Here is a 26,330-nt window from a genome sequence, read left to right on the forward strand (position 1 = left end):
GGAACTCAGAGGCGCTGTTCAACGCGCAAGATGTGCGCCGGTTCGACGGCTGGATCCAGCCGCACGTAGTTGCGATCGGACCAAACGTACTTTGCGCCGGTCAGCAAATCAGTGACTCGATAACTTCTGCCCGGCGCGACGCCAACCACCTCCGGCGGTACGAACGCGGTGCAATAGTGCGCGTTCAATGGATCAAGATTGACGGCTACCAGAATGACATTCTTGTTATCCGGCGTCGCTTTCGAGAAGAACAGGATTTGATCGTTGTCGGTGGTTAGAAATTGAAGATTGAGAAACTGTTGGAGCGCGCGATTCTCGCGGCGAATCGAGTTGACGCGGCCGATGAACTCCTTGATATTTCCGGGTTGGTTCCAATCGCGCACCTTGAGCTCGTACTTCTCCGAGTTGAGATACTCCTCGGTGCCTGGTACCGCCTGGTGTTCGCACAATTCATAACCGCTGTAGATACCGTAGGAGGGCGACAGGGTTGACGCGAGTACGAGCCTCATCTTGAAAGCCGCACGTCCGCCAGTCTGCAGCACGGGGGAAAGAATGTCGGGAGTATTGGTAAAGAAATTAGGACGAAAGTACTCTTTCATCGGCGTTTGCGTCAGCTCGGTCATATACTCAGTCAGCTCAGACTTGGTATTGCGCCAGGTGAAGTAGGTATACGACTGAGTAAAGCCCGCTTTAGCCAGCGCCTTCATCAGTTTCGGACGGGTAAATGCTTCGGCCAAGAAAATTACTTCAGGATTGGTAGCCTGCACTTCATTGATTAGCCAGTTCCAAAATTGGACCGGCTTGGTATGCGGATTGTCGACGCGGAAGATCTTCACGCCGTGATCGCGCCAGAATCTCAAAACTCCCAGCATCGCTTCGAACAGTCCGCGCTGATCGGGAGTGTCGAAATCGATCGGATAGATATCCTCGTACTCCTTGGGCGGGTTCTCGGCGTACTTGATGCTGCCGTCGGGCCGGTGGTGAAACCAATTCGGATGCTCACGCACCCATGGATGGTCAGGCGAGCACTGGATCGCGAAGTCGAGCGCCACCTCCATTCCTAGGCGGTTGGCGGCAGCGTTGAAGCGATCGAAATCGCCGAGCGTACCGATCGACGGATCGATCGCAGTATGCCCACCGGCCTCGCTGCCAATCGCCCATGGGCTGCCCGGAGAATTTGATCCACCGTTCAGCGAGTTGCCTAGGCCCTTGCGATTGGTGTGGCCGATCGGATGAATCGGCGCGAGATACACGACGTCGAAGCCGAGGTCGCGAAGCTCGGGCAGGCGGCGCTCGGCATCGTGGAAAGTGCCGGGCTTTCCGGGCTCGCGGCCCTGCGAGCGCACAAACATCTCGTACCAGGTTCCATAACGAGCCTTCTCGCGATCGACGACGAGCTCGAGGTTCGGCTCGAATCGGGTCAGGCCGAACCGCTCGCCGACGCGTTCTGTGACGGCCGAAATCTCTGCTTCGCTGATTGACGCGAGCGCTGTCGGACCGTCGCTGGTTTTGCGCAATCGCGCGAGTAGTCGCTCGAGCGATTCGCGATCGGCTCCTTTGGCACTCGAGAACATTTTCTCGACGAGTGCAATCCCTTCCAAAATATCGGATGCGACCGGACGCGCTGCGTTCACCTTCTTGGTGAAGTCCGCGAGCCACGAGGCGAATAGATCGGTCCATGCTTCGATCGTGAAAACGTAGCGCGTATTGTCGGTAGGGATGAACTCGCCGCGCCATCGATCATTGTCGAATGGCGCCATCGGCGCCTCGTCGAAGACCTCGTCTCGCTTGCGGCGCCATTTGACGGCGGCGCGCAACACCTGATGACCATCGCGAAAGATATCCGCTTCGACGACGCACGGTTCGCCGGCGATCCGCTTGGCCGGATAACGGCCGCCATCAACCGAAGGCGTTACCTCTTCGATAATGATGTGGCTCAGCCGCGGAACGGGCGAGATGAGCTGAAAATCGGTTCGTGTTTGATATGAAGACATCGCCGATCGGAATTACCAGGGATTTTCAAGTTTAGGTTTCGGCTCGCCGGTGCAGCCCGTGGTTACTCACCACATTAGCTACAATTCAAGCCAAGATCATTTAGAAGTTTGAAGCAACTCGGAAACCAGCGAAAAAAACTACCTGGATTCGGCGCGCCGGCGCGAGTTCCTGACTGAGCGGCGTGCGTGGCATCGAGCGAAAGAAAAAGGATTTGTGGAGTATGCGAGAAGGCGCTGGACTCTTTTCTCTACCGCCGAGATTCCAGCAGTTCGCTGACTGACACTCGCGACGACCGCGCGCAGCGAGCCGCCGTGGTAACTACTGATCACCGCCGGATGAATATAGCACTTGCGGCACACCGCGACGGTATTGCCGAGTTGCTGCGCGACGCTTCTGACGACCTCGAGCTCGCTCTTCTTTGTGGGCTTTTCTTCTTTCAAGGCGCAGAACGCGACGATGGCGAGGTTGGTGCCGGCCCAGGTGCGAAAATCCTTGGCAGTGATATCGCGGCCTGAGGCGTTGCGCAGGTAGTCATTTACGTCGCTCGAATCAATGCTGTGTCGATCGCCGTTTTCGTCCAGATATTGAAACAGTTCCGATCCTGGAAGGTCGCGACAGTGTTTGAGGATGCGCGCGAGCTTCTTGTCGCTGACCACGCGACGACATTGCACGCCGCTTTTCGCGCGAAAATCCAGCGTGATTTTATCCCGTTTGATCGTGACGTGGCGATTTTGCAGCGTGGTAAGACCGAAGCTTTGGTTCTCTCGCGCGTATTCAGCATTGCCGACGCGGGCGAGCGTTCTTTCCATCAGTCGTACTACCGCGGCAAGCACTTTTTCTCGCGGCAAATCCGGGCGTGAGAGGTCATGCTGAACGCGTCGCCGAATAGCAGGCAGCGACCGCGCGAAATCGAGCAGATGCTCGTATTTGTTTTCGTCGCGCACCGCACGCCATCGCGCGTGGTATCGATATTGTTTGCGCCTGCGAGCGTCGCGACCGGTCGCTTGTAGATGGCCGTCAGCCGACGCGCAAATCCACACGTTGGTCCACGCCGGCGGAATTGCCAGCGCCTTGATGCGATCGAGCACCGCGGCGTCGGTGATTTCTTTGCCCGCACTGTCACGATAGACGAAGCGGCCATGCTGGCGCGCTCGCACGATGCCGGCGTCCTGGTCGCTGACGTAACGCAGCTTTGCGGATTTGGCGGCGAGAATGGCCTCGGGATCCGGTGAGGAACCGTTTAGCGGTGCGAGGGCGGCGCTCATCGTTCGATAGTTACCGCTGGCGAGGATCCGCTCCTTCTCATCGGTAAATCAATGAGAAGGAGTGGATCGTGAACTGACTCAGGCGATTATTGATTCTGCTCGACCTTCTCGCTCGAGTGATGCTCTTCGTGTTCGGTTTCCGTCGAGCCGGGAGCCATCTTCGAGTCGTTGCTGATTTCGTTCTGATGACGCTCCGACGTCGCGCCCATCCCATTGTCCGCATTCACAGTCTCGGTGGTCTTGCTCTCTTCGTGCTTTTGCTCGACTGCGCCGGGAGCGGCGGGGGCAGCATCAGCAGGGGCGGGGGCGACGTCAGTACCGCTTTGCATCTCGTTGGTCTTCTGCTCGGTCGTCTTCTCCTCGGATTCCTGCTGCTCCACCTGGGCAAGCTGGATGGGGCTGGCGTCGATCCGTGTGATCGTCGAACCGGTAGACGCGGTGGTAGCGGTGGCACCGCACGGAACTGCGAAGGCGCTTAGCGTAAGAGCGGCGAGTCCAGCGACCAATGTGTTTCCATATTTCAAGTTCATTTTGATTCTCCTGCTAGTGAATTTGCTGAGAGCGCGATTAATTCAGCAAGAATGGGGCCGAGCAAAATTGTGCGAGGAGGCGAAGGAACCGTCGCGGGAGTTACAGAAACTCCTTTCCTGAATCGGTAGCCCTGGAGATCTTACACGCTGCGCGCTGCTGCTTAGACCGACGCCAGTCGGTGACGGAAGCCTTGTGCTGGTTCCGGTTCCAGCGACAGTCCGCGCGCTTGCTCATTGAAGAGCCGTGCATACGCGCCTTCGCGACGCATCAGTTCCGCGTGCGTGCCGGTCTCGACGATTCGGCCATTGCCCATGACGACGATTAGGTCGGCGGTAACCGCGCTGCGCAACCGATGCGCGATCATGAATACGGTTCGGCCGGTCATCAGCAGTTCCATCGCGCGGTGAATCTGGTTCTCCGATTCGGAGTCGACCGCCGAGGTCGCTTCGTCGAGGATGACGATCTTCGAGTCCTTCAGGAACGCGCGCGCGATCGCCAGGCGCTGACGCTGGCCGCCAGAAACCTTGAAGCCGCGCTCACCGATGATGGTATCGAGTCCGTCGGGCAGACTTTCGACAAACTCTCGCAGGCTGGCCATCTCGAGCGCCCGCAACAGCATTTCGTCTGTTGCCTCGGGGCGCGCATAGCGCAAGTTGTCTCGGATACTTGCGCTGAACAGCAGCGCGTCCTGTGCGACCAACGCAACGTGCTCGCGCAACGACTTGAGCGTGTAGTGGCGCACGTCGCGGCCGTCGATCAGAACGCGGCCGCGAGTCGCCTCGTAGAAGCGCGGAATCAAACTCGCCAACGTCGTCTTGCCGGCGCCGGATCGGCCGACGAGAGCGACGCGGCATCCGCCGGGGACGTGCAGATTAAGATTCTCGAGGGCAAACTCGGTGGACGCGCCGTTGCGCGCGCTGTAGGCGAAAGACACGTCGTCGAACTGAACGGTCCCGTTGCGCACCGCAAAAGGACGACTGAGGGCGTGATCGGTTATCTCGGGTTTCAGATCGAGAAAGCCGAAGATTCGCTCGATCGCCGCCATCGACGCGGAGACCACGACCGAAAGTTGCGCGAATCGTTCAAGTGGCAGATAGAGAAAACCGAGATAAGAGAAGAACGCGACCATCGTGCCGAGCGTCATAGTGCCGCGAATGATCATGAGTGCGCCGACCCAGATCACGACTGTCGGTGCGGCGCGAGTGAGAAGTTGAATCAGCATCTCCTGGCGCGCGGCGAGTCTCACCTTGTCGATAGTGCGTTCGAGCAGGCGCTCGGTCTGACCTCGGAATTGCTGGACCTCGTGATCCTCGCGGCAAAAAGACTTGATCGTGCTCGCACCCGCGACGCGCTCGTGCACTTCGCCGGCGATCTCTTCGACGGTCTCCTGCATCCGATGGCTCACCGATTTGATCCGCGGAGAGAAGAACCGCATGAATGCAACCCAGAGCGGCGAGATGCAAAGTGCGACGAGTGCGAGATGCCAATTGAGCGCAAGCAACGCAGCCACTACCAGCGTCAACGACACGGCGTCCATCCACACATCGATCAGCACCGATCCGACCAGTTCATTGGCCTGTTGAACGTCATTGAGAACGCGCGAGACGATCGCTCCGCTGGGATTCTGATCGAAAAAAGAATGCGGCAGACTTTGCATGTGCGAAAACAAACGGCGCTGAAGATCGAAAATCAGTTTGTTACCGGCGAGGCCAGCCCAGTAGTTGCGATAAAAACTGGCGAGCGATTGAAGCGCATAAAGCGTCAGCATCACCAGACTTAATGCGGCCAGTTTGTTGGTAGGCGTCGCCGTGTAACCGACGAGTCTGGTAAGGCCGATGCACCAGCCATCGATTGAGCGCATCAACCCGTCAAACTTCGGCGGCGAAGTCAGTAAAACGTCGATGACATATTTAAACGCAAGCGGAAAGGCGAGAGGGAGCGTAAATTTGCCGACGCCCATCAGCGCTGCGCCAATCACCAACCGCAGATACGGTCGGAGGCATGCGGCGAATCTAAAAATTACCGACTTGGAAAATTTTTCCTCGTGCGGGTTCATACAAACATCCTCAACAAATTCCGGAAGGCACGTGAGCAGGGCAGGTTAAAAAAGCGGCCTTGATGGCAAAGCAACGTGTATGCCTGTCGCCGGCCCTGATTGCTAGCGAGGTTTTTGCCTGCGAGTTACTAGGAGAACGCATCCTGTGAAATTTTAGACGTTCCAAATCGTCAAGCCGATTAACCCATATGGGAAGATGAACGCCGACGACAGGGATGCTGGCTTAGATGCGTTGGCTCGGAATTCGCTTGAATTTGCGTCGGAGTGCTCTGTGGCTAAGCAAAAGACTAAAGCTAAGGCAGGAAGCGAATCTTCCGCGAGCCACGCCGCGCAAGCGTCGCGAAGTAGCGGCCCGAGGTCGAGCACTACAGTCGGTGCGATCGTAATTCTACTACTGTACCAGGGTTACACGCTGTCGATCGTCGGCATCGCGTCGCCGTGGATAGCGAAAAGTTTTGCGCTGGATGAAGGCAAGCTCGCCAGACTTTTTGCCTGGATGGCGATATCGGCATTCGGCTCGCTGGCGCTCGCGCGACTTGCCGATCGGGTCGGACGCCGGTTGGTGATTCTCGCCGCTCTGATACTCGCGCCATTGTTCTCGGCTGGAGCCGCGTTGGCTCCCACGGCCAACGTATTCGCCGCGTGCGAGATAATGGTTTCCGCACTGCTCGGCGGATCAGTTTCGTCGGCGATCGCGTTGCTCGCCGAAGAACTCCCGGCCGAGCAGCGCGCTCGCGGGCAGGCAGCGGCAGCATTGGCGAGCGCGATCGGCGGCGTGCTTGGCTATCTGATCATTCCCGCTTTGCTGGCGTGGAACTATTCGTGGCGCTGGCTGCTGGCGCCGTCGGTGGCTGGAATATTGCTCGCAGTGCCGGTGTCGATGATGCTGCCTGCGCAATCGAAATGGTCGAGCGCTTCTTCGAGCGGATCCGCGAAGCGCAGTCACTTCTACGATATTTTTCATCCGATCTATCGACGCAGATCGCTCACCCTGTTGACCTGCGCCGCGCTCGACACGATCGCTGGCACGGCGGTAAACGGCTGGCTCTACTATCAATCAGTCTCGATCCTCGGCCTCTCGCCGGTGGCCGCAAGCACGCTGGTGGTGACAGGGATGGGAGTCGGCATGATCGGATTTCCTATCGGCGCGTGGATGTCGGACAAGTTCGGCCGGGTGCCGACTGTTGTCTATGTGGGCGGCGCGGCATGGCTTGGCGCCTTCGCCTTCTACTACGGTCCGCCCGCGTTCGTGCAGTGGCCGTTCATGTACCTGGTGGTGGTGTATTGCTGGTTCAAAGTCGCGTCGGACGTGATGACAGTCGGCGCGAATTCCGCGGCGACCGAACTTTTTCCGGCTGCTCTGCGCACCACGATGATCGGCGCGCAGGGAATGACCGCGGCGGTGTTCTCGATGCTCGCGCAGATCTTAATTGCCGCTTTGATCGGACCGTTGGGCGGACTCGCGAGCGTCATTCGCTATCTAGCCTTGCTCGGCATTCCGAGCGCGGTGATCTTCGGCCTGTTCATCGATGAAACGCGCGGGCTGACGCTGGAACAATCTGCGCTCGAAGATAAATGGAATGAAGTCCGACACAACCCGTGGCCGTCGGAGGCAGAAAGTCCCCGCCAGGCGACCGACAAGGTGAGCGGATGAGAGAACGTCGCAAACTTTCACCCGATCCGAGGAGCATGCGCACGTTGATTCTGTGTACGATCGCTCTCGGCGTAATGTTCGCAGCGGCCCTCGCTGATGAACGGCAGAATTCCAGCACTACCCCTGAAGCGTCGCCTTCGTCTTCACCTACGCCCGCAGTCGGCGCGTTGAAGCCAATTGTGTTGATTGCAGGTGGGACAGGTTTGGTCGATATGCCAACCGGAAAAAGTCCGGGAGTGCTCAATTCTGCCGAAATTTACGATCTCGCGATTCACCGGTTTCTGCCGATCGCACCGATGAACGAGCGGCGCGACCAATTCACCGCTGCTGCGATCGGTATCGACAGGGTTTTGATTTTGGGCGGCATCAACACTCTGCTGGTCCCGCTGAACGTATTTCCGGGACCGGCGATGCCGTGGATTCTGCGTTCCGCCGAGATTTTTAATTCAGGTGATGGCAAATTCGTCGCGACGCCGAACATGAAGGAAGCCCGCGACGATCCTACTGCCACGACTTTGCAAAACGACAAGGTTCTCATTGTCGGCGGCGCATCGCCGACCGCCGAACTTTACGATCCTGCGACGAACGCCTTTGCCGAAACCGGCGCGATGTTGTCGAGCCGGCATGGTCAAACGGCGACGATGCTGCGCGACGGTGGCGTGCTGATTGCGGGAGGTGGATTTCAGAAACTCGAGATTTACGATCCCGCGAGCGGAAAATTTCACTTCGCCGGCACGCTCAACGACAATCGCGTGTATCACACTGCGACGCTGCTCGAGGACGGCCTCGTTATGATAGCCGGCGGCTGTCCATTCGCGAGGAGCAGCGCGGTCGACACCAGCGAGATTTTCGACGAATCGAACGGAACGGTGCGCGAGGGGCCGAAGATGACTCAAAGCCGTGCCGGGCATACGGCGACGCTGCTCCCTGACGGACGGGTTCTGATCGCGGGCGGACGCGGGGACAAAACGTCCGAGTTTTACGATCCGCAATCGCACCAGTTCGTCGAGGGACCCGAGATGGTCGCAGCGCGTTCCGGACATTCGGCGACGCTGTTGCCGGACGGAACCGTGCTGATCGCGGGCGGTTGGGATCCGGATTACAAGCCGCTTTCCAGCGCCGAGATTTTCGATCCGGTGGCGGACCGATTCGTTACCACCGGGGAGATGAGCGATGCACGCGTGGGACATAGCGCGACGCTCATCTTTGGACGTGAGCCGATCACCTGGATTCGGCCAACACCGTCGGCGACTCCAACTCCGAGCATCACGGCGACGGACACTTTGACCCCGACGCCGTCGATAACGCCAACGATCAGTCCGACGCCGTCGATAACACAGACCCTCACGCCGACGCCGTCGATCACGCCAACGAAATCATTGACGCCAACGATCAGTCCAACTCCGAGTGACAGCACGATCGCGACACCATCTCCAACCGACACGCCGCAGCATTAGAACGGATCAGATTTCGACGCGGACGCCGCTGGATTTATCTTTCACTTCGATCGCGGCGCCGTTGGGGGAGCGCCGCAGCACGAACGAGACGCGGCCGTCGCCGACGCGCAACTTGTCGATGCTGAGCCAGTCCAGCCACGATGGAATCAAGTGTGTGTCGAAAAAGACGCGGCGCTCGAATCCCAGCACCCGAATCCCAAGCATCGCCTGCAGTATCATGAACACGCTGGCCGCCGACCACGCTTGCGGATAGCACGCCACAGGATATGGAACAGGGCCGAGGCCAATCTCGCGCCGGAAGCCGCAGAAGAGTTCAGGCAGACTGGAAGTGTTGAGCTGCTCCGACGCGTCGAACAGACCTTCGAGAACCTTGAGCACGCCGGTATGATCGCAGGCGCGCGCGAGTCCCAGCGCGGCCATCGCGTTGTCGTGCGGCCACACTGATCCGTTGTGGTAGCTCATCGGATTGTAGCGTTTTTCTCTGCCCGAGAGTGTCCGGATTCCCCATCCGGAGTACATGTCGTCGGCGAGCAGCCGCTTACACATCGCGGTAGCGCGCTCGCCGTCGACCAGCCCGGTCGCGAGGCAATGAGCGCCGTTCGAAGTCATCACGCGGCATGGGCGCCGGTCGGCGTCGAGTGCCAGCGCGATCATGCCCTCGGGCTCGAGCCAGAAGTCGCGCTCGAAAGATTGTTTCAGTGCTGTCGCGCGCGTGAGTAGCCGATCCGCGACGCTGCCGCGCCCCAGGCGCGCCGCGACCGACGCCACGTCCATGCACGCCGCGTACACGTAGCCCTGCACTTCTGCGAGCGCGATCGGAGGACGCGCAAGCTCGCCGTCCTTATGAAAGATCGCGTCCTCGGAATCCTTCCAGCCCTGGTTGGCCAGCCCGCGCGGAGTTTCGCGCAGATATTTGACGTAACCGTCACCCTCGCGATCGCCCCATCGTTCGATCCATTCGATCGCACGTTCGACATTGGGCCACAGCTCGTCGGCGAACTGAAGGTCTCCGGTGGACTCGACGCAGCGTCCGTATAGCCACAGGAAGAGCGGGGTCGCGTCGACGCTGCCATAGTATCGGCCGAAGGGCACTTCGCCGGTTGCGGCCATCTCGCCGGTTCGAATCTCGTGCACGATCTTGCCGGGCTGTTCGTCACGTGCCTCATCGACAGTATCGCCCTGAAGCTTCGCCAGCGTCCGCAGGGTTCGAACCGCGATTTGCGGATAGAACGGAAGAATCGACAGTGCCGTGATTATGCTGTCGCGTCCGAAGAGAGTGGCGAACCACGGAACGCCCGCCATGATGAACGCACCCCTGCTGTCGCCGCGCGCAATGATCGAAGTCAGGTCGACGCCCGCGTGTCGAATCATGGTAGCGAATTCGTTATTGCTGGCCGAGATGACGGCCCAGTCGCTGCGGAATTCGGAAAGCTCGGATTGCCGTTGCTCGAGCGCCTGGAGGAAGGTGGGCGCCCGATTCACCGCAACGGCGGAGTAGGATGGCGATTCACCGCTGGCCGCGATCCGGCATTCGAGCTCACGGTTTTCGCCCGGCTCGAGGCGCAGCACGAACACGGCATGCTGATCGTCAATCTGTCTGGGCGTAATATCAAAGCGGATTTCGGTCGCGCGCACAGAGTTGTCGAGACCGCGATAGCGAAGCTCGACCCTGCTGGCGTCAACCGAGGGATTCAACATTTCACCGCGGCGCTTGCGGCGAAGGCCGCGGACCTCGAAGACGTCGGCGAAATCGACGCCGTAGAAAAAATCGATTTCAATGTCGACCGGCGTGTCAATGTAGTTGTGCAACGTCAACCGATGGTAGAGCGCGGCGCCACTCAGGACCCATCCGCGGTTCACTCTGATCGAGTTGCGTGGCAGCCAATCCTGCCGCCCCTTCTTCCCCAAATCAGCGTTGGTAAGAGTGGCGCGGAACTGCGCGCGGTCGTCGCTGAGGTAAGAGTTCAGAAAGTACGGTGCGGCGCCGGCAATCAGCATCTCGAAGCGGCTCAGATGCCTCGTATCTGAATCGAAAAATCCCTGCGCCTCGAGCGGTGAATCAATAATGTCGCCGGCCGTTTCGAAGACCGCGAAACTTCGCCCGTCCGCAAGCACCTGGCTCGCGCGACGCGACGCGAGCGAGGACGCCAGCACATAGTAGTCGGAGCCAACCTTGACGACGGTCTGCGCTGGCTCAGCGGTAGCCCTGCGTTCTGCCATGATGCGTTAGAAACGCCGCGAATACGGAATCGGCGTCCTGATTACACGCAGTCTAGCATCGAAGGTTTGTCAGTCCAGCTTTGACCGTCTAGCGGCCAACAGCAGCTTCCTGTGTTTCGAATTCCGGCGTTATTGCGTCCGCGCCGATCAGCCTATGATAGATGCGCTCGTATTTCGCGACCATCACTTCCGAAGTGAAGCGTTCGTCGAACTCGCGACGGCATTGTTCGCGTGAGATCGAATCGATCCTGCCAACGGCTGCCACCAGCTCATCGATTTCCTTTGAGAGAAACCCGGTGACGCCGGGCCTGATGACTTCGGGAACGGATCCGCACGGGCGTGCGATGACTGGAGTGCCGCACGCCAGCGCCTCGATCATCGCAAGGCCGAACGGCTCGGGCCAATCGATCGTGAAGAGCAATGCGAGTGCTCCGCCGAGGAATTCGCTCTTGTGCGCATCGTCGATCTCGCCGATGTATTCGATCATTGGCGGCTTGATGCGCGGCTTGATCACTTGGTTGAAGTACTCGTGGTCAACGACGTCGACTTTAGCGGCAATCTTGAGCGGCACTCCGGATCTGAGCGCGACCTCGATCGCAACGTCGATACCTTTCTCGGGCGAGATGCGTCCGATGAAAGCGAGATACTTTCCGTTCTGTCCGTTGAAGCGAAGCATGTCGCGCGGCATGCCGTGATACACCGTGCCCGCCCAATTCATCTGCGCCAACGGAGCGCGCTGGGAATCGCTGATAGAGACAAGGGCCGCATCGGGAAATCGATGGTACACCGGATGAAGGTCGGGGATGTCGAGGCGTCCGTGCATGGTGGAAACGGTAGGCACTCCGGTGAGCTGTGCAAACGGGAACGACCAGTAGTCGATGTGCGAATGCACGATGTCGAAACTGTCGGGGGCCATTTCGTAAACCTCCGACAGCATCGCCAACTGCAACGATGATCCGAGATCAGGCTTCCCCATCAGACGCAGTGCCTGCGCACACGCGGGCATCAGATTCGCGCGGGTCTGCGAATCGCCCGCCGCGAACAGCGTCACCTCATGGCCACGACGCACCAGTTCTTCGGTGATATACGAAACCACGCGCTCGGTGCCGCCGTAGAGTTTGGGCGGCACGCTCTCATATAGAGGAGCGATCTGAGCGATGCGCAAACGCCTGGAACTGGCGCCTCCGAAACTTCCGTTGGTATCCAAATTGATCTCTCCGCGCTTACGGCTGAAAAAATTTAGCGGCAAGAAAACTCCCCTTTGGAAAGCGTCAATGCGCTCCGAAAATCAAAAGGTAGCGAGCGCACAAGAAGCGAAAACCATGCCACCGGCTCGTGTGACGAAGAACTCGCAATGCCTAGAGCGGGAAACCAGCGTCGCTTAATGGTTTTTGGAAACTGCGAAAAATTTACGCGATGGCGTAACGCGGAACGAAAGCGAAATCAAAATTGAAGGCGTCGCACGATTTGGGTGTCGCGCTTCCCCATACGGTGAAGCTGGTGCGGCCCGTGATCGTAGCTGATTAAAAAAGTTGCAACGCCGAAATTGCGACGAGTGGACTTCACCAAAAAATTGAAATGGTCGGGGTGGCCGGATTTGAACCGGCGACCACTCGCACCCCAAGCGAGTGCGCTACCAGTCTGCGCCACACCCCGACGCGAGGAAGATTATATATCCGCTCCCCGCAAGACCACACCCGCATATGAGCAGGTGCGCGGCGATCAGACTTTTTTCTTCGGCGCGACGCGCGGACGCCATTGCACAAACGCGCGCATGTCGACCTGGAAGGTCCAGGCGCTTTTCGACTGATTGATCAGGTGCACGATCTCGTCGCATATCGCCGCAGGCGGCACGAAGTGCGACGGATCCACGTCGGGCATCGACTCGCGCACGCGCGCACTATCGACCGCGCCGTCCACGTCGATCGTGGCGGCATGCACGCCGAGATGCATGAATTCGTAGGCGACTGACTCCGCGATCGCGCGCTGCGCCACCTTCGACGCATTGTAGGCCGAGTACTGTGCCGGTCCGCTGCGTGATTCCGATCCCAAAACGAAGATCACCGCGCCTGATTTGCGATCAGCCATCTTGCCGATAACGGCCTGCGTGCAGAAGAACGGTCCGTACGCGTTCACCTTGAGCTGGAAATCGAAATCTTCTTCGGTGATTTCGGTGAAGCGTTTGCGCAAGTATGCGCCGGCGTTGTTGATCAGCACCGAGATCGGTCCGAGCTCGCGCTCGACCGTCTCGACCGCGGCGACGACCTGGTCGCGGCGCGATACGTCTGTGGGAGTCACGACGGCTTTGCCGCCTTGCGCGCGAATCAGTTCGGCGGTTTCGTCGAGCTGCGACTTGGTCCGCGCGATCAGCCCGACCGCGTAGCCTTCCTTTGCCATTCGAAGCGCGATGTCGCGGCCGATGCCGCGGCCCGCGCCGGTTACCAGTGCGACTTTTGTTTCTGACATAGGGCGAAATCTTAGCCGCTCGCGGCGTGCGTGCAAACCGTATGCAAGCGCTCTACAGATTTCGTCTTGGCGCTGACATCAATCGAGTGGTAGTGTCGAAGAATGAGTACGGCACGGTCGTCGCGATTGATTGTCGGGATTGTTGCAGCCCTTGCGATGACTGTCTTCGTGAACGCGCGCTTTGCATTTTCGCAAGAGGCGCCCGACTCTGGCACGAGCGTCGATGCCAATTGGGATAGCACCGGTCCCACTATCGATGAGGACGCGGCATCGGCGGACAAGGTACTCGAGATCCCTCAGGCGACGTGCAATAACGACGGCACTTCCGCTCCGTGCGACGGTCCCGCTGCCAGCGGCACTGACGACGACGGCCAGGCTATCAACGCTCCGTCGCCGGGTGCTCCGCCTCAAGTCTACGATGACGATACCGCCAGCAGCGGCGCGCCCGATGAAGATTGGGGCACGGCGGACGACTATCAGAATCAGCAGGTCTACGCGGTTCCGTACGGCGGTTATGGTTATCCGTACACGATAAACACTCCGCTGACGATGAACCGACCCTCTCCCGTTCCTGCGTCGGCCTACGCGCCGATGAGCAGTCCTCTGACGGAGGCCGCGCGTCCATCGCTGAATCAGGGACCGTGGATGACGCCGCCTACGATGTCCGCATTCAGCCGCCCCGCGGGCAGTCCGATGATGGGGATGGCGAGTTCGCCGTTCGGGTTCCATCATTAAGCACTGACGGCGCTTCGTCAGCCGTTTCATTTACAGCGAGTTTGCGCGCTATTATCTGTGCCCGATCGCGTCGCTATCGACGACGCCCGTCGGACGGGGATTTGTCATGCTGATAACGGTTGACGTCGGTAATAGCCATACCGTGATTGGAATCTACGAAGGCGAGCGTCTGCGCAATCACTGGCGTATCTCGACCGTTCCCGATCGCACGACGGACGAGCATGGCGCGCTGCTCAATACGCTGCTCGCGGGCGCAGGTCTCGAGGGCGGGGTCAGGCCTGAGGGCGTTGCGATCGCATGCGTGGTTCCTCCGCTCAACCAAGTGATGGAGCAACTGGCAGAGCGCTACTTCCATTGCACGCCCCTGATGGTCGGTCCGGGAATCAAAACCGGGATGCCGATCCTTTACGAGAATCCCAAGGAAGTGGGAGCGGATCGAATCGTCAACGCGGTCGCCGCCTTTGAGCGTTACTCATGCGCGACGATCGTGGTCGATTTCGGCACCGCCACCACTTTCGACTACGTGACCGGCAAGGGCGAGTATGCCGGAGGGGCGATCGCGCCGGGCCTTGGGGTTTCGATGAACGCGTTGATCGAGCACGCCGCAAAGCTGTATCGAGTCGAGCTGGTTCGCCCGCGCGAAGCTGTCGGCCGCACCACAGTCGGCTCGATTCAATCGGGACTTATCTTCGGCTACACGGCGCTGGTGGACGGACTCGTCGGCCGCATCCTGAAGGAGCGCGGCGAAAAGGCGCGCGTCATCGCGACCGGCGGTCTCGCCGACCTGATTTCGCCCGAGAGCGAAACGATTGAAGAGGTCGACGAGTTTTTGACATTGAAAGGACTCCGGCTGATATTTGAGCGCAACCGGCGCTAGCCGGTGAGGGACGTTTGATGAGCAAGCAGACGCGAGTCGTGACCGATTCGATGATCGGTCTTAAGATGCCGGACTACTCGCGAATCTCGCCGCGGGTCGCGACGGTGCTCGGCCAGAATCCGAGTCCATTCACCGGACCGGGCACCAACACCTACATCGTTGGAACCTCGAAGCGTCCGATCCTGCTCGACACGGGCCAGGGCGTCGCGATCTACGCCGACCTGCTCGAGACGGCGCTCGAGGAACTGTCCAGCAGCACCGAACTCGAACGAATCGTGCTGACCCATGCGCACGTCGATCACCTGGGAGGCGTCAAGCAGGTCACTGAAAAATTCGGCGAGATGGAAGTGCTCAAGATGCCGTGGGAAGGCCACGACGCTCCCGCCGGCGAGATATCGGCGATCGGTCACGACGCGGTCGTTCATACCGAAGGCGCGACGCTTCGCGCGGTTTTTACTCCTGGCCACGCACCCGATCACCTGTGCTACTATCTGGAAGAAGAGCGCGCGCTGTTCACGGGGGACGTCGTGCTGGGAGCGGGTACCACAGTCATTCCTGATGATACTGGCGATTTGGGCGAGTACATGGACTCGCTGAGGCGTTTGCTCGCGCTTGATCTCGAGACGATTTATCCGGCGCACGGGCCGGTAATCCGCAATCCCAAAGAAAAGATCGGGGAGTATATTGCGCATCGCGAATTGCGCGAGCGCCAGGTGCTCGAGGCGCTCGCCGACGGTGCGGGACCGCTCGACGCGATGGCAATCGTGAAGAAAATTTACGTCGGCTATCCGGAATATCTGCATGCTGCGGCTGCAAGCTCGATTCGCTCTCATCTGAAAAAGCTCGAGCGCGAGGGCCGCGTGGTGGAGCATGAAAAACGCTGGAGCGTTAGCTAGCAAAGCGAGGGAGCACCACGCTTTCGGCGCGTCGCTCGCGGCGATGCTGCTGGTTGTGTTCGCCAGCGCGCTCGCGTGCGCCCAGTCGAGCGATACCACCGCCTCTGAAACCTGGAAGTCTGCGGCGGCGTCGGCGGCGGCCGCGAGTTCGACCTCCGCCGGTCCTACGAACCTGGTACCGACTCCGCTGGACAACGTCGAAGCCGCGGTTCCTGACACCGCAGAGATTTCGCCCTCGTCGCAACAGCAGCCATCGGGCACTGCCTCCGATTCGCAGACCTCCGCAGATTCGCAGCCTCCAAATCAGAGCAACGACATCGCGCGCTACCAGGAAGAGCAGAGCGGGGTGCCGCCGCAACAGCTCATGCAGCAGCAGTTCGACAACGACGGCGAGCTTTCGACGCCATTCGGAATGCAACTGCGCGAAGCGAGACGCACGCTCAAATCCGGCGAGGAGGCAGACGGCCTGCTCATCACGACGGTGGAGAAAGGCGGCCCAGCAGCGACTGCCGGTTTGCATTCATACAGTCACGTCGTGCATGACGCCCTTACCGGTGTGGCGATGGCCGGCGCGTTGCTCCCGTTCGGGCAGGCCGCCATTCTGTTGATACCGGTGCTCGATGTCATGCAAGTCGGCGAGAGCTACGACATGATCATCGGCGTCGATGGCTCGAGGGTGACGAACTTTCTGGATTTCCAGGACCGCATGCGCGATTTGCAGCCGGGCGAGATCGTTTACCTGAGCGTCGTGCGCAACGGTAAACGCCTCCAGGTAACGCTGCCGGTGACGGCCAACACCCTGCAAGCCAACAACTGATCCGGTCCCTCGCCCGTTCGTTCACGGGAGAGGTCAGGTGAGGGTTCCGGGTGCATCGACTTTTCCCATTCCCCGCTTTACGGACCGCCCATCTTTCTCTATATAGTTGAATTGGTCCGTCGAGGATTTTTCCCGGCGAGACGGTGTTGAGAGATTTGATTTCGTAGTCTGCTCGCGCCTGGATCCGATAAGGACCGGGACTCCGAGTGATTCGAGCGCTCGTTCATTCGAGATTGCTCTGATGCGGGGTTGCCGGTACGCGGCAGCCCCGATTTTCTTTTAGTGGGAGCAACTGACTCGAATGAGTGAGAAAATGGTGCAAGAAAAAGTTCGCGTGCCCGATCTCGCGCGCATGAAAGCCGCGCATCAGCCGATCACGATGCTGACCGCGTATGACTTTCCATTCGCGCGGATCTTCGACAACTGCGGCGTCGACGTGCTGCTCATCGGAGATAGTCTCGGCATGGCGGTGCGCGGCGAAGACACCACGCTCGCTGTCACGATCGACGAGGTCATCTACCACACGCGTGCGGTCGCGCGGGCGCGGCGTCGCGCGCTCGTCGTCGCCGACATGCCGTTCCTCTCGTACCAGGTGAGTCCCGAAGACGCGCTGCGTAACGCCGGGCGCCTCGTCAAGGAAGGCGGGGCGGAGGCGGTGAAGCTCGAAGGGGGAATCGCGATCGCGGAAGCGGTGGCAAGAATCGCGGCGGTCGATATTCCCGTGATGGGTCATGTCGGGCTGACGCCGCAGTCGATACATCGGATGGGCGGGCATCGCGTGCAAGGCCGCAAATCGGGCAACGCTCCCGGATGCCGTGAGCGACTGCTCGAGGACGCCGCCGCACTCGAAGCCGCGGGCGCATTTGCGATCGTGGTCGAGGGCGTGCCGCCGTCGCTGGCGCGCGAAATAACTGCGAGCGTCACAATCCCGACTATCGGCATCGGCGCCGGCCCGGAGTGCGACGGCCAGGTGCTCGTGATGCACGACATGCTCGGCCTCTACGAATCGTGCGCGCCGCGCTTCGCCAAGCCGTTCGCGCATTTGTGGAATGATGCCACCGCGGCGGCAAACGCGTACGTGCGCGAAGTGAAAGAGCGCGCATTCCCGGCGCCGGAACATTGCTACGCAGAATCCAGGAGGGCTCCTCGATGATCGTCATCACCTCGCCCGACGAGATGACCCGTTACGCAGAGAGCGCTCGCCAGAGCGGCGAACGAATCGGGCTCGTTCCGACGATGGGCTTTCTGCACGACGGTCATCTGACCCTGATGCGCGAGGGACGCCGGCAATCGTCGGTGCTGGTCGCGTCGATCTTCGTCAACCCGATGCAGTTCGGCCCGGGCGAGGACTTCGCGCGCTATCCGCGCAACTTCGAACGCGACTGCGCAATGCTCGAGAGGGTGCCGGTGGACGTGGTGTTCGCGCCCGAGCCCGCCGCGATGTACTCAACCGACGCGCAGAGCTGGGTCGACGCCGGCGACATAACCAGCGGCCTCTGCGGCGCGCATCGCCCGGGCCATTTCCGGGGAGTAACGACGGTAGTCGCCAAGCTGTTCAACATCGTCAAACCGCATCTGGCGGTATTCGGCGAAAAAGATTTCCAGCAGCTCCGCGCGATCCAGAAAATGGTCCGCGACCTGAACTTCGATGTGGAAATTCTGCCGGTGCCGATAGTGCGCGAAAAAGACGGGCTCGCGATGAGCTCGCGCAACGCTTACCTGTCGTCAACTGAGCGCGAAGACGCACTCGCACTGAGCCTCGCACTACGCGCCGCCCGCGAAAAGCATCGCACCGACCCATGCTGCGCTGAGGAAGTAGTGTTCGCCGCGACGCGCGTGCTCAAGCGGATGAAGGGCGTCGAGATAGAATACGTCGAAGGAGTGGACGCCGAAACGCTGTCGCGCCACCCGTCGCTCGACCGTCCAATCCTGATCGCGATAGCCGCCCGCGTCGGCAAAACGCGCCTGATCGACAACGTCGTGCTCAACCCGTAGGAATGGCACGAAAAAGCGACGAAATAAATTTCGTCCTACTGGCGCAGAAAAAAGTAGGACGGAATTTATTCCGTCATTTCCCTAAGTCATCAACAAAATCACTAGGCCGCCTGTCACGATGAAGCCGCCGCCTAGCAGGATTCTGTCGTCGGGGATTTGCTTGAAGAACAGAAACGAGATCGCTTGCGATACCACGAAGAAGATCGCGATGTAGATTCCCATCAGGCGGTTGAAATCGACGCCGCTCTGATTGACCAGGATTCCGTAGGCGAACAGCGCGAACGCGCCTGCTGCCAGCGAGTAGCCGTAGGTGTGCAGTCCTATTCGGACTAGCGCGTCGCCGCCGACCTCGAGCAGCGCGGCGAGCACCAGCACCGCGAGAGTCTTTAAGATCAAAGCCGGGGTGGCCTATAGCCTAATAGTAATCGACCGGATCGATCTGTCGCTTGGCACCCCAGTAGAAGAGCATGTTCTCAGTCAGGCCCTGCCAGGTGAACTTTCCGGGCGGCATCAGGAGGCGCTTGAACATCGACTTCAGCGAGTAGAATTCCTTGGTGCATCGCCACACGCCTTCTTCGACCTCCTGCGGCGACATGTTCTTCGGCACGAACATGCAGCGGAAGTTGTTGGTGTACAGGTCGGCGTCGGGGATTATCACGCGGCCTTCGTTTTCGAGCTGCGTGCGCATCGGAGTGCCGACGCGCGGCGTCACCGTGTTGAAGAAAGCCTCGGGCGCCTTGACCTCATGCAGGAACTTCAGCGTGTCGTCGAAAATACCTGGATGATCCTCTTCCAGCCCGAACAGGAAATTCAGCGAGTAGTAGATGCCGTATTTTTCGAGCTTCTTGAGCAGCTTCTTGTACTGCCCCGCGTGATTCTGAATCTTGTTCATCGACAACAGGCTGTCCTGGCTGATCGATTCCACCCCGATGTTGACGTGGAAGATTCCCGCCTTGGCCGCGAGGTCGAGCAGCTCGTCGTCGTGATTCGAGTTGATCGTCCACAGGCAGGAGAAGCGGATGTTGAGCGGCTCGAGCGCCTTGAACAACTCGCGCGCGAATTTGTGCTTGCCGGTGATCTGATCGTCGATGAACTGAAAGCGTTTGAAGCCGGTCACCTTCATGACCTGCTTGATTTCCTCGACGATATCCTCGATTGGCCGCGTCCGATACGCGCCGTCGTAGAACACCGGAATTTCACAGAACGAGCATCGATAGGGGCATCCGCGGCTCGCCTGCACCGGCACCGCCTTGAACAGGTAGCGATTGAGCTTGAGCAGCTCATGTCGCGGGCGCGGCAGGTTCTTGAGATCGTGCACCTTGTCGGCTTTGTAAATCGTCTTGAGTTTTCCGTCGCGCCAGTCCTGCAGCAGCTCGGGCCACACCAGGTCGGCCTCGCCCTTCACGACGGCGTCGCAGTGATGGAGAGCCTCTTCAGTCTGTAGCGTTGCATGGAAGCCGCCGAACACAACCGGGATGCCGCGTTTGCGGAACTCGTCGCCGAGCTGGTACGCACGCAGCGACGCGCCGATGGTGGTCGTCATCCCGACCAGGTCCCATCCGCCGTCGAAATTGATGTTCTCGAGGCGCTCATCGCACAGCGTCACGTCGTAATCGTCGGGCGTGAGTCCCGCCATCAGCGGAATCATCAGTCCCATGATTAGCCGCCACCGGGTTTTGTGCGGCGTGCCGTCCAGATGGACAGTCGTGGGTTGCACCAGGAGAATTCGTGGCTTCTTGCCGTTCATACTTCCTCACCCTCAGGCTTCATTGACGATTCGGTCCGGCCAGTAATCCAAATAAGGACCAAAGCAAATACGTACGTTCCAAACGCTGTTCCCCAAGCGAAGTACTCTAGCCGATTGATTAGAGCCAATACCACGAGCAAATAGGCGAAATCGCGCCCGCTCCAGCGATCGACTTTGTCCAGCCATTCCGCTGCCCGCGCGCCTTTGATCTTGAAAGCGCGCCACGTCGCGTATGCGCACATTGTGAACCCGCCGAGCAGGATTGGAATCAGGTACAGGTAAGCGCGGCTGTGTTCGATGCGATAGCATCCGACAAGCAGACCGATGAAGACGGCGGCATGCACGATATTGTCGGTGATGACGTCGAGCGCGCCGCCAAAATCGCTCTCGACCATCTTGAGCCGCGCCAGTTCGCCGTCGACGCCGTCGATCGTGATCGAAATCAAAAAGAAAATCGCCGCGAACAGCCGCATCCAATAGTTCGGCACCGAGAACATCAACGCAGTCGCCAGCCCGAATATCGTGTTCGCGACCGTGACCATGTTCGGCGTTGCGCGGGTGTGCGACGCGAGCCAATAGCTGATGCGCCACGAAATGCGCCGGTCGACCCATCGCGCCATCGGCGCATCTTTGTGGGCCGATTCCTCGCGAATCGATTTCGCCAGCCGCAGTTCTGCTTCCTCGCGATCTTCGGGCCGGCCGTTCAGCGCGAAGGGCAGCAGGCTCGCGGCAGACGCCGGGACGGTGGTTGAAATGCCGCCGCGCTTGAGAATCTCGCCGATCGCACCGGTCGCGATTTCGCCGCCGCGGTCATGGTCGGTGCTCGCGGACCGATGTATCGACTGAGGATCGGAGGCATGCGCGTCGAGGATCCGCGCCAGTTGCGATTTCGCAAATACCAGGTTTCCGGAAAAGGACACGCACGGCGACGACAGGTCGATGCCCAGTTCCTGTGCATTGTGCTGATTCAGAATCTCGCTGAACGACTCGACCATCGAGACCGTGTCCAAATTTTTGAACCGGCCCATTGCGCGTGCGACGTCCGAATAGCGATCGCGCGGCGCCGCGATGACGAACCGTTTAATCCCGACGCGCTCGCAATTGATCATCAGCCGCTCTAAAAGCGGACGTCCGAAGACCGCGTTGTCCGCGCGGTCAGGTGCAGCGATTAGAGCAGTTTCAATCAATGAAGTCTTATTAAAACCCAGTTTCCCCCGTCCTCGATCGCGCCAACGGTAACACAGCGGTAACGGCAGCGGAAGTAGCATTGCTACTAGCCTTATCCACTAATTATGAGTTCGTCTGCTTTTCGAGGCGAGTATTTTCAACACCTGAAAGATGCGGTCATCGACGAACGAAAACTGGAGGACGGTCACTGCGACTGGTAGAATGCTCGTTTTATGGCCACGATTACCGCTCTGCTATTCGATTTCGGCGGCACCCTCGATGGGCCGGCGCATTGGCTCGATCGATTTCTGGCCAGTTATCGCGCGGCAGGTGTTGATATTTCCCGCATTGAGCTGGACCCCGCTTTCGATCACGCGACGCGAACGGGGTACGGCGCGACCAGGATAGTAGCGCGCTTCGGGATGACGGACCTCGTGCGATTCCTCGTCGGCCATCAGTTCGAATACCTGCGGAAGAGTGGGCCGGAGGCGCTTCGCGCGACCCTCGAAGATGCCGGCGCCGCGGGACGTCATCGATTGGTCGAGGCCGTCACGAATTCGTTCGTTCTCGAGACGTCGGCGGGGCTAGCGCACAGTCGCGAAGTCGTCGGTCCGCTGAAAAGCCGTTTCAAGCTTGGTGTCGTGTCGAATTTCTACGGAAATCTCGACCGCGTGCTCCAGGAAGCAAAGCTCGATCGATTTTTTACCGCGATCGTCGATTCGTCGCGCCTCGGGATCTTCAAGCCCGACGCGGGCATCTTTGAAGCCGCTCTAAAAAAAATACAATGCGCGCCTGAGTCGGTCGCGATGATTGGCGACTCGATCGGCAAGGATTGTGCGCCCGCGCGCAAGCTAGGCATGCGCGCAGTATGGTTGTGCAGTGAACCTCGAGAGGGTGAAGATTCCGGCGCCGCTGACGTCACGATCCGAAGTATCGACGAAGTTGCGCAGATTCGATGGTGACGAAATTACAAGGAGCGATCATCGCCGCCGGCCGCGGTGAGCGCCTGCGCATCTCGACCCGCGACGATATTCCAAAGCCGCTCGTGAAGCTGGGCGGCGAGGCGATGCTTTCGCGCCAGGCGCGCGCGCTTATCGATGCGGGCGCCGAGTCGGTTGTCGCAGTGATCAATTCGGAGACGGCGCGCATTGCGGGCGAGATGGCTCTTGAGATTCCGAACTCGATTCGTTTGGTCGTTCGCGATACCGCCAATTCGATGGAGACGATGCTCGCGCTGGGCGATCTGCTGGAGCCGGGATGGTTTATCGCATCGACGGTGGACGCTGTAATTCCGCAGATCGAACTGGTGCGTTTTGTTAATGAGTCGCGGAAAAAAATCGAGGACTGCCGCGACAAAAATTTGCTGGGTGTGCTGGCAGTAACGCGATGGCGCGGCGAGGCCAAGCCGCTTTTTGCAGATGTAACAGAGAATGGCTTGATCCTCGGGCTGGGCAGTCGTCACACTTCTATGGTGACGGCGGGATTCTATTTCCTGTCGACCGGAATTTTCGACTACGCCGCTGACGCGCGCCGCGCGGGGCTCGACGCGCTCCGCCGCTTTCTCGCTATGATCATCGAACGTGGAATGCGGCTGGATGCGATCGAGATCGAAGGATCGATCGACGTGGACGAAGCGCCGGACCTCGACGCGGCGCGCCTCGCAATACGGAAGATGCCATGAGCCACAAAGCTTTGGGAATTTATCGGGAGCCCGAGTTTTCACCGGGCAAGGTCGAGGCCGACGCCGCGATTCTCGATGCCACGATGGCGGAGCTGAAGCGCGAGGGCGTCGAAATCCAGACGATCGATGCGGTCAGCTTTGCGGCGGGCGCTCCACCGCGTGCCGATCTCGTGCTGCCGATGTGCCAGGGGCCGCGCGCGCTCAAGCGGCTGGCAGCAGTCGAGCAGGCGGGTGCGATTGCGATTAACTCCGCGCTCTCGATTCGCAACTGCTACCGTGACTTGCTCGCGCCCGGGCTCGAGCGCGCGGGAGTGCCGACGCCGGCGGGCGCGTTGATTCCGGCTGACGAGCCGCTCGATGCGCGCAAGCTGGCCGGGCTGGATTTGTCGGCGGGGGTGTTCGTCAAGCGCGGAGATTTGCATGCGCTCGCGCCTGAAGACGTGCAGCGCGCGGCGGATCGCGCGGAGGTCGAAGCGATTCTCGCCAACTTCGCGCGGCGCGGAGTTCGCTTCGCGTACGTGCAGCAGGAAGTCGTCGGCCGCGTCGTGAAATTTTACGGCGTCAGCGGCGGCGCGCATTTCAGCGTGCATCCAGAGGGCGAGGAAGTGCCCGAAGCCGCTGTGCGCGCGCTCGCGGAAGCGGCGGCTGCAGCTGCTGGCGCGCTCGGCCTGCAGGCATGGGGCGGCGATGTGGTCTTGAGTGGCGATCGGTTTGCGATTATCGATTTCAACGACTGGCCGAGTTACAGCCGGGTGCGGGGAGCTGCCGCTCGCGCGATCGCGCGCCGTGCTATAAGTCTGCTGGGCCGATCGCGTTGAAATCGCGCCGCAAAATTCAAACAAGGATTCGAACCGCCATCAATTGAAGACCACGACAACCACTGGTAATAACGGAAAACTTCCCTCGATCAAGACCGCGGTACCGGGACCCAAATCGAAAGAGATCTTCGACCTCGAACAAAAATATATCGCGCCCGGCCGGCAGCGAATCTCGCTGCTGGCCGGTCTCGCATTCGATCACGGCGAAGGTGCGACCCTCACCGACGCCGACGGCAATACCTACGTCGATTTTTTCGCGGGCGTCGCGGTCGCAAGCCTCGGTCATGCGCATCCGGGGATGGCGCAGGCGCTGGCGCATCAGGCGTCGCGGCTGACTGTCGGTACTTTCGCAACCAAAGAGCGCGCGGCGGCGTTCAAGGCGCTGGCCGAAGTCGCGCCCGCGGGACTGAATCGCGCACATCTATACAGCGGCGGCGCGGAAGCCGTCGAAGCTGCGCTCAGGCTGGCGCGCTCTGCCACCGGCCATCACGAGGCCGTCAGTTTCTGGGGCGGCTTCCATGGCAAGACCGGTGGCGTCCTGGGTCTGATCGGCGACGAATCGAAGCAGGGCTATGGGCCGTTGCAGGGCGGGCAATACACTGTGCCGTATGCTGATTGCTACCGATGCCCGTTCAAGTTGAAGTATCCCGAATGCGGGCTGTACTGCGTCGATTTCGCGCGCCAACAGATTAAGATGAGCTCGAGCGGCGCGCTCGCCGCGATCGTCGCCGAACCGATGCAGGGAACGGCCGGCAACGTGATCCCTCCCGACGACTGGCTGCCTGCAGTTAAATCCGTGGCGAAGGATTTCGGCGCGCTGCTGATCGCTGACGAAATGATCACCGGCTTCGGACGCACTGGAAAATGGTGGGGCGTCGAGCATAGCGGCACTCGCCCCGATATCGTCACCGTCGGCAAGGGGATGGGTTCGGGATTTCCGGTCTCGGGCGTGCTGCTGAGCGACGAGCTGGGCAAGGCGGAGCCGTTCGGAAAGCCGAGCGCGTCGTCGTCGAGCTACGGCGGAAATCCGCTGGCTGCAGTGGCAGTGTCGGAAACGATCGGCGCGATCCAGCGGGAGCATCTGGTTGAGAACTCGCGCAAGGTCGGCGCGATGATGCTGTCGCGGCTCGTGCAGCTGAAGGAAAAATACGAATTTGTCGGCGACGTCCGAGGTAAGGGGCTTTTGATCGGCGTCGAGCTGGTGCGCGATCTCGAAACCAAGGAACTGCTCGGCAAAAAAGTCACCGAGCTGATCTTCGCCGAATGCCTGAAACGCGGACTGGTCACGATGGCGTACTTTCCCAAGATTCGGATCAATCCGTCACTGGTGATCACCGAAGCTCAAGCCGAGGCGGGCGTCGAAATCATGGACGAGGTGTTCGCGCACGTCCGCGATCACGTTGACTGGCGCCACGCATAGGCGAATCTTTTTTCCATGGTCAATCCGAATGGCAACGCGGCGCTGTTCCTCGATCTCACCGGCACGTTGGTCAGGCTCAACGAGAATCTCGAGATTCCGCTCGACGCCAACGGCAACATCGTAATCGAACTGCTCCCCGGCGTAGCCGAAAAACTCCGCCCCATGCACGACTACCTGATGTTCGTCGTGACCAATCAGTCGGGAATCACGCGCGGCCGCCTCAAAGCGGAAAAAGTGGAAGCCGCGCTGAAGGATCTCGACGCCCAGCTCGGCGGCATCCTGTCGGGATGGCAAATCTGCCCGCACACCGATGCCGACAATTGCGAATGCCGCAAGCCGAAGGGCGGGATGATCACAGAGCTCGCCGATTTGTACGGCGTCGATTTGGCGTCGTCGACGATGGTCGGCGATCAGGAAGTCGACCGGCTCGCGGGTGAAGCGGCGGGCGTCGCGAAGTTTGTCGCCGCGAAAGATTTTTTTGGCTGGGAATGAGAGAAGCGTAAAACTGATCTTTTGTCTGTCGTCTTTTCTTT

23 protein-coding genes and 1 tRNA gene are annotated in these 26,330 nt (G+C 59.9%); 13 read left to right on the forward strand and 11 right to left on the reverse strand.

What is annotated here, in order from left to right; all coding sequences use genetic code 11:
• Positions 1-5 precede the first annotated feature (5 nt).
• The 4 genes from WB650_RS15250 to WB650_RS15265 form a co-directional block, all read right to left on the reverse strand.
• Positions 6-1,994: an alpha-1,4-glucan--maltose-1-phosphate maltosyltransferase gene (locus WB650_RS15250; protein WP_423961071.1), complete on the reverse strand. Its 1,989-nt coding sequence runs from the start codon at positions 1,992-1,994 to the stop codon at positions 6-8.
• 138 nt (positions 1,995-2,132) lie between these two features.
• Positions 2,133-3,260 (reverse strand): DNA topoisomerase IB, encoded by a 1,128-nt coding sequence (locus WB650_RS15255; protein WP_423961072.1) that lies wholly within the window; start codon positions 3,258-3,260, stop codon positions 2,133-2,135.
• Positions 3,261-3,346: 86 nt separating this feature from the next.
• Positions 3,347-3,790 (reverse strand): hypothetical protein, encoded by a 444-nt coding sequence (locus tag WB650_RS15260; RefSeq protein ID WP_423961074.1) that lies wholly within the window; start codon positions 3,788-3,790, stop codon positions 3,347-3,349.
• A 161-nt stretch (positions 3,791-3,951) separates the two neighbouring features.
• The gene (locus WB650_RS15265; RefSeq protein WP_423961075.1) at positions 3,952-5,847 is read right to left on the reverse strand and encodes an ABC transporter ATP-binding protein; all 1,896 of its coding nucleotides are present in this window, start codon (positions 5,845-5,847) and stop codon (positions 3,952-3,954) included.
• Between the two features lie 271 nt (positions 5,848-6,118).
• On the opposite strand from WB650_RS15265, the gene WB650_RS15270 reads away from it, so the two are divergent.
• Together WB650_RS15270 and WB650_RS15275 are read left to right on the forward strand one after the other, a co-directional pair.
• Positions 6,119-7,501, forward strand: coding sequence for an MFS transporter (locus WB650_RS15270; RefSeq protein ID WP_423961077.1), 1,383 nt, complete (start codon positions 6,119-6,121; stop codon positions 7,499-7,501).
• 212 nt (positions 7,502-7,713) lie between these two features.
• On the forward strand, positions 7,714-8,958 hold the full coding sequence (locus WB650_RS15275) for a kelch repeat-containing protein (protein WP_423961079.1): 1,245 nt from the start codon (positions 7,714-7,716) through the stop codon (positions 8,956-8,958).
• Positions 8,959-8,964: 6 nt separating this feature from the next.
• On the opposite strand, the gene WB650_RS15280 is transcribed toward WB650_RS15275, so the two are convergent.
• From WB650_RS15280 to WB650_RS15295, 4 genes are all read right to left on the reverse strand, one after another.
• Positions 8,965-11,178, reverse strand: coding sequence for a glycogen debranching N-terminal domain-containing protein (locus WB650_RS15280; RefSeq protein WP_423961081.1), 2,214 nt, complete (start codon positions 11,176-11,178; stop codon positions 8,965-8,967).
• A gap of 88 nt (positions 11,179-11,266) precedes the next feature.
• Positions 11,267-12,385 (reverse strand): glycosyltransferase family 4 protein, encoded by a 1,119-nt coding sequence (locus tag WB650_RS15285; RefSeq protein ID WP_422300983.1) that lies wholly within the window; start codon positions 12,383-12,385, stop codon positions 11,267-11,269.
• A 372-nt stretch (positions 12,386-12,757) separates the two neighbouring features.
• Positions 12,758-12,834: transfer RNA gene (locus WB650_RS15290), tRNA-Pro, on the reverse strand.
• Positions 12,835-12,900: 66 nt separating this feature from the next.
• Complete coding sequence (locus WB650_RS15295; protein WP_422300982.1) at positions 12,901-13,644, reverse strand: SDR family NAD(P)-dependent oxidoreductase; 744 nt, start codon at positions 13,642-13,644, stop codon at positions 12,901-12,903.
• 102 nt (positions 13,645-13,746) lie between these two features.
• On the opposite strand from WB650_RS15295, the gene WB650_RS15300 reads away from it, so the two are divergent.
• The 6 genes from WB650_RS15300 (at position 13,747) to panC (ending at position 18,964) form a co-directional block, all read left to right on the forward strand.
• Positions 13,747-14,379, forward strand: coding sequence for a hypothetical protein (locus WB650_RS15300; RefSeq protein ID WP_422300981.1), 633 nt, complete (start codon positions 13,747-13,749; stop codon positions 14,377-14,379).
• Between the two features lie 106 nt (positions 14,380-14,485).
• Positions 14,486-15,256 carry a type III pantothenate kinase gene (locus WB650_RS15305; RefSeq protein WP_422300980.1) on the forward strand — a complete coding sequence of 257 codons (771 nt, stop codon included), beginning with the start codon at positions 14,486-14,488 and terminating at the stop codon, positions 15,254-15,256.
• A 17-nt stretch (positions 15,257-15,273) separates the two neighbouring features.
• The gene (locus WB650_RS15310) at positions 15,274-16,152 is read left to right on the forward strand and encodes an MBL fold metallo-hydrolase (protein WP_422300979.1); all 879 of its coding nucleotides are present in this window, start codon (positions 15,274-15,276) and stop codon (positions 16,150-16,152) included.
• Positions 16,127-16,969 (forward strand): PDZ domain-containing protein, encoded by an 843-nt coding sequence (locus WB650_RS15315; RefSeq protein WP_422300978.1) that lies wholly within the window; start codon positions 16,127-16,129, stop codon positions 16,967-16,969. Before WB650_RS15310 ends, WB650_RS15315 begins: the two co-directional genes overlap by 26 nt.
• 316 nt (positions 16,970-17,285) lie before the next feature.
• Positions 17,286-18,122 carry a 3-methyl-2-oxobutanoate hydroxymethyltransferase gene (gene panB, locus WB650_RS15320; RefSeq protein ID WP_422300985.1) on the forward strand — a complete coding sequence of 279 codons (837 nt, stop codon included), beginning with the start codon at positions 17,286-17,288 and terminating at the stop codon, positions 18,120-18,122.
• Entirely contained in the window at positions 18,119-18,964 is an 846-nt protein-coding gene (gene panC / locus WB650_RS15325) for a pantoate--beta-alanine ligase (RefSeq protein WP_422300977.1), read from the forward strand. The genes panB and panC overlap by 4 nt, the downstream gene beginning before the upstream one ends.
• An 81-nt stretch (positions 18,965-19,045) precedes the next feature.
• Here panC and WB650_RS15330 read toward each other — a convergent pair whose 3' ends face one another.
• From WB650_RS15330 to WB650_RS15340, 3 genes are read right to left on the reverse strand one after another with little or no spacing between them, the layout of a single operon-like run.
• On the reverse strand, positions 19,046-19,360 hold the full coding sequence (locus WB650_RS15330; RefSeq protein WP_423961084.1) for a hypothetical protein: 315 nt from the start codon (positions 19,358-19,360) through the stop codon (positions 19,046-19,048).
• Positions 19,361-19,379: 19 nt separating this feature from the next.
• The gene (locus WB650_RS15335; protein WP_422300975.1) at positions 19,380-20,711 is read right to left on the reverse strand and encodes a B12-binding domain-containing radical SAM protein; all 1,332 of its coding nucleotides are present in this window, start codon (positions 20,709-20,711) and stop codon (positions 19,380-19,382) included.
• Positions 20,708-21,898, reverse strand: a complete 1,191-nt coding sequence (locus tag WB650_RS15340; RefSeq protein WP_422300974.1) for a CDP-alcohol phosphatidyltransferase family protein — start codon at positions 21,896-21,898, stop codon at positions 20,708-20,710. Before WB650_RS15340 ends, WB650_RS15335 begins: the two co-directional genes overlap by 4 nt.
• A 213-nt stretch (positions 21,899-22,111) precedes the next feature.
• On the opposite strand from WB650_RS15340, the gene WB650_RS15345 reads away from it, so the two are divergent.
• From WB650_RS15345 to WB650_RS15365, 5 genes are read left to right on the forward strand one after another with little or no spacing between them, the layout of a single operon-like run.
• Entirely contained in the window at positions 22,112-22,840 is a 729-nt protein-coding gene (locus WB650_RS15345; protein WP_422300973.1) for an HAD family hydrolase, read from the forward strand.
• The gene (locus WB650_RS15350) at positions 22,834-23,559 is read left to right on the forward strand and encodes an NTP transferase domain-containing protein (RefSeq protein ID WP_422300972.1); all 726 of its coding nucleotides are present in this window, start codon (positions 22,834-22,836) and stop codon (positions 23,557-23,559) included. The genes WB650_RS15345 and WB650_RS15350 overlap by 7 nt, the downstream gene beginning before the upstream one ends.
• On the forward strand, positions 23,556-24,377 hold the full coding sequence (locus WB650_RS15355; RefSeq protein ID WP_422300971.1) for a hypothetical protein: 822 nt from the start codon (positions 23,556-23,558) through the stop codon (positions 24,375-24,377). The genes WB650_RS15350 and WB650_RS15355 overlap by 4 nt, the downstream gene beginning before the upstream one ends.
• Before the next feature lie 43 nt (positions 24,378-24,420).
• Positions 24,421-25,797, forward strand: a complete 1,377-nt coding sequence (locus WB650_RS15360; RefSeq protein WP_422300970.1) for an aspartate aminotransferase family protein — start codon at positions 24,421-24,423, stop codon at positions 25,795-25,797.
• A 15-nt stretch (positions 25,798-25,812) separates the two neighbouring features.
• Positions 25,813-26,289 carry an HAD-IIIA family hydrolase gene (locus WB650_RS15365; RefSeq protein ID WP_422300969.1) on the forward strand — a complete coding sequence of 159 codons (477 nt, stop codon included), beginning with the start codon at positions 25,813-25,815 and terminating at the stop codon, positions 26,287-26,289.
• Positions 26,290-26,330: the final 41 nt, after the last annotated feature.

The organism is Binatus sp. (SeqCode) (assembly GCF_049584895.1).
Taxonomy (GTDB): domain Bacteria; phylum Desulfobacterota; class Binatia; order Binatales; family Binataceae; genus Binatus.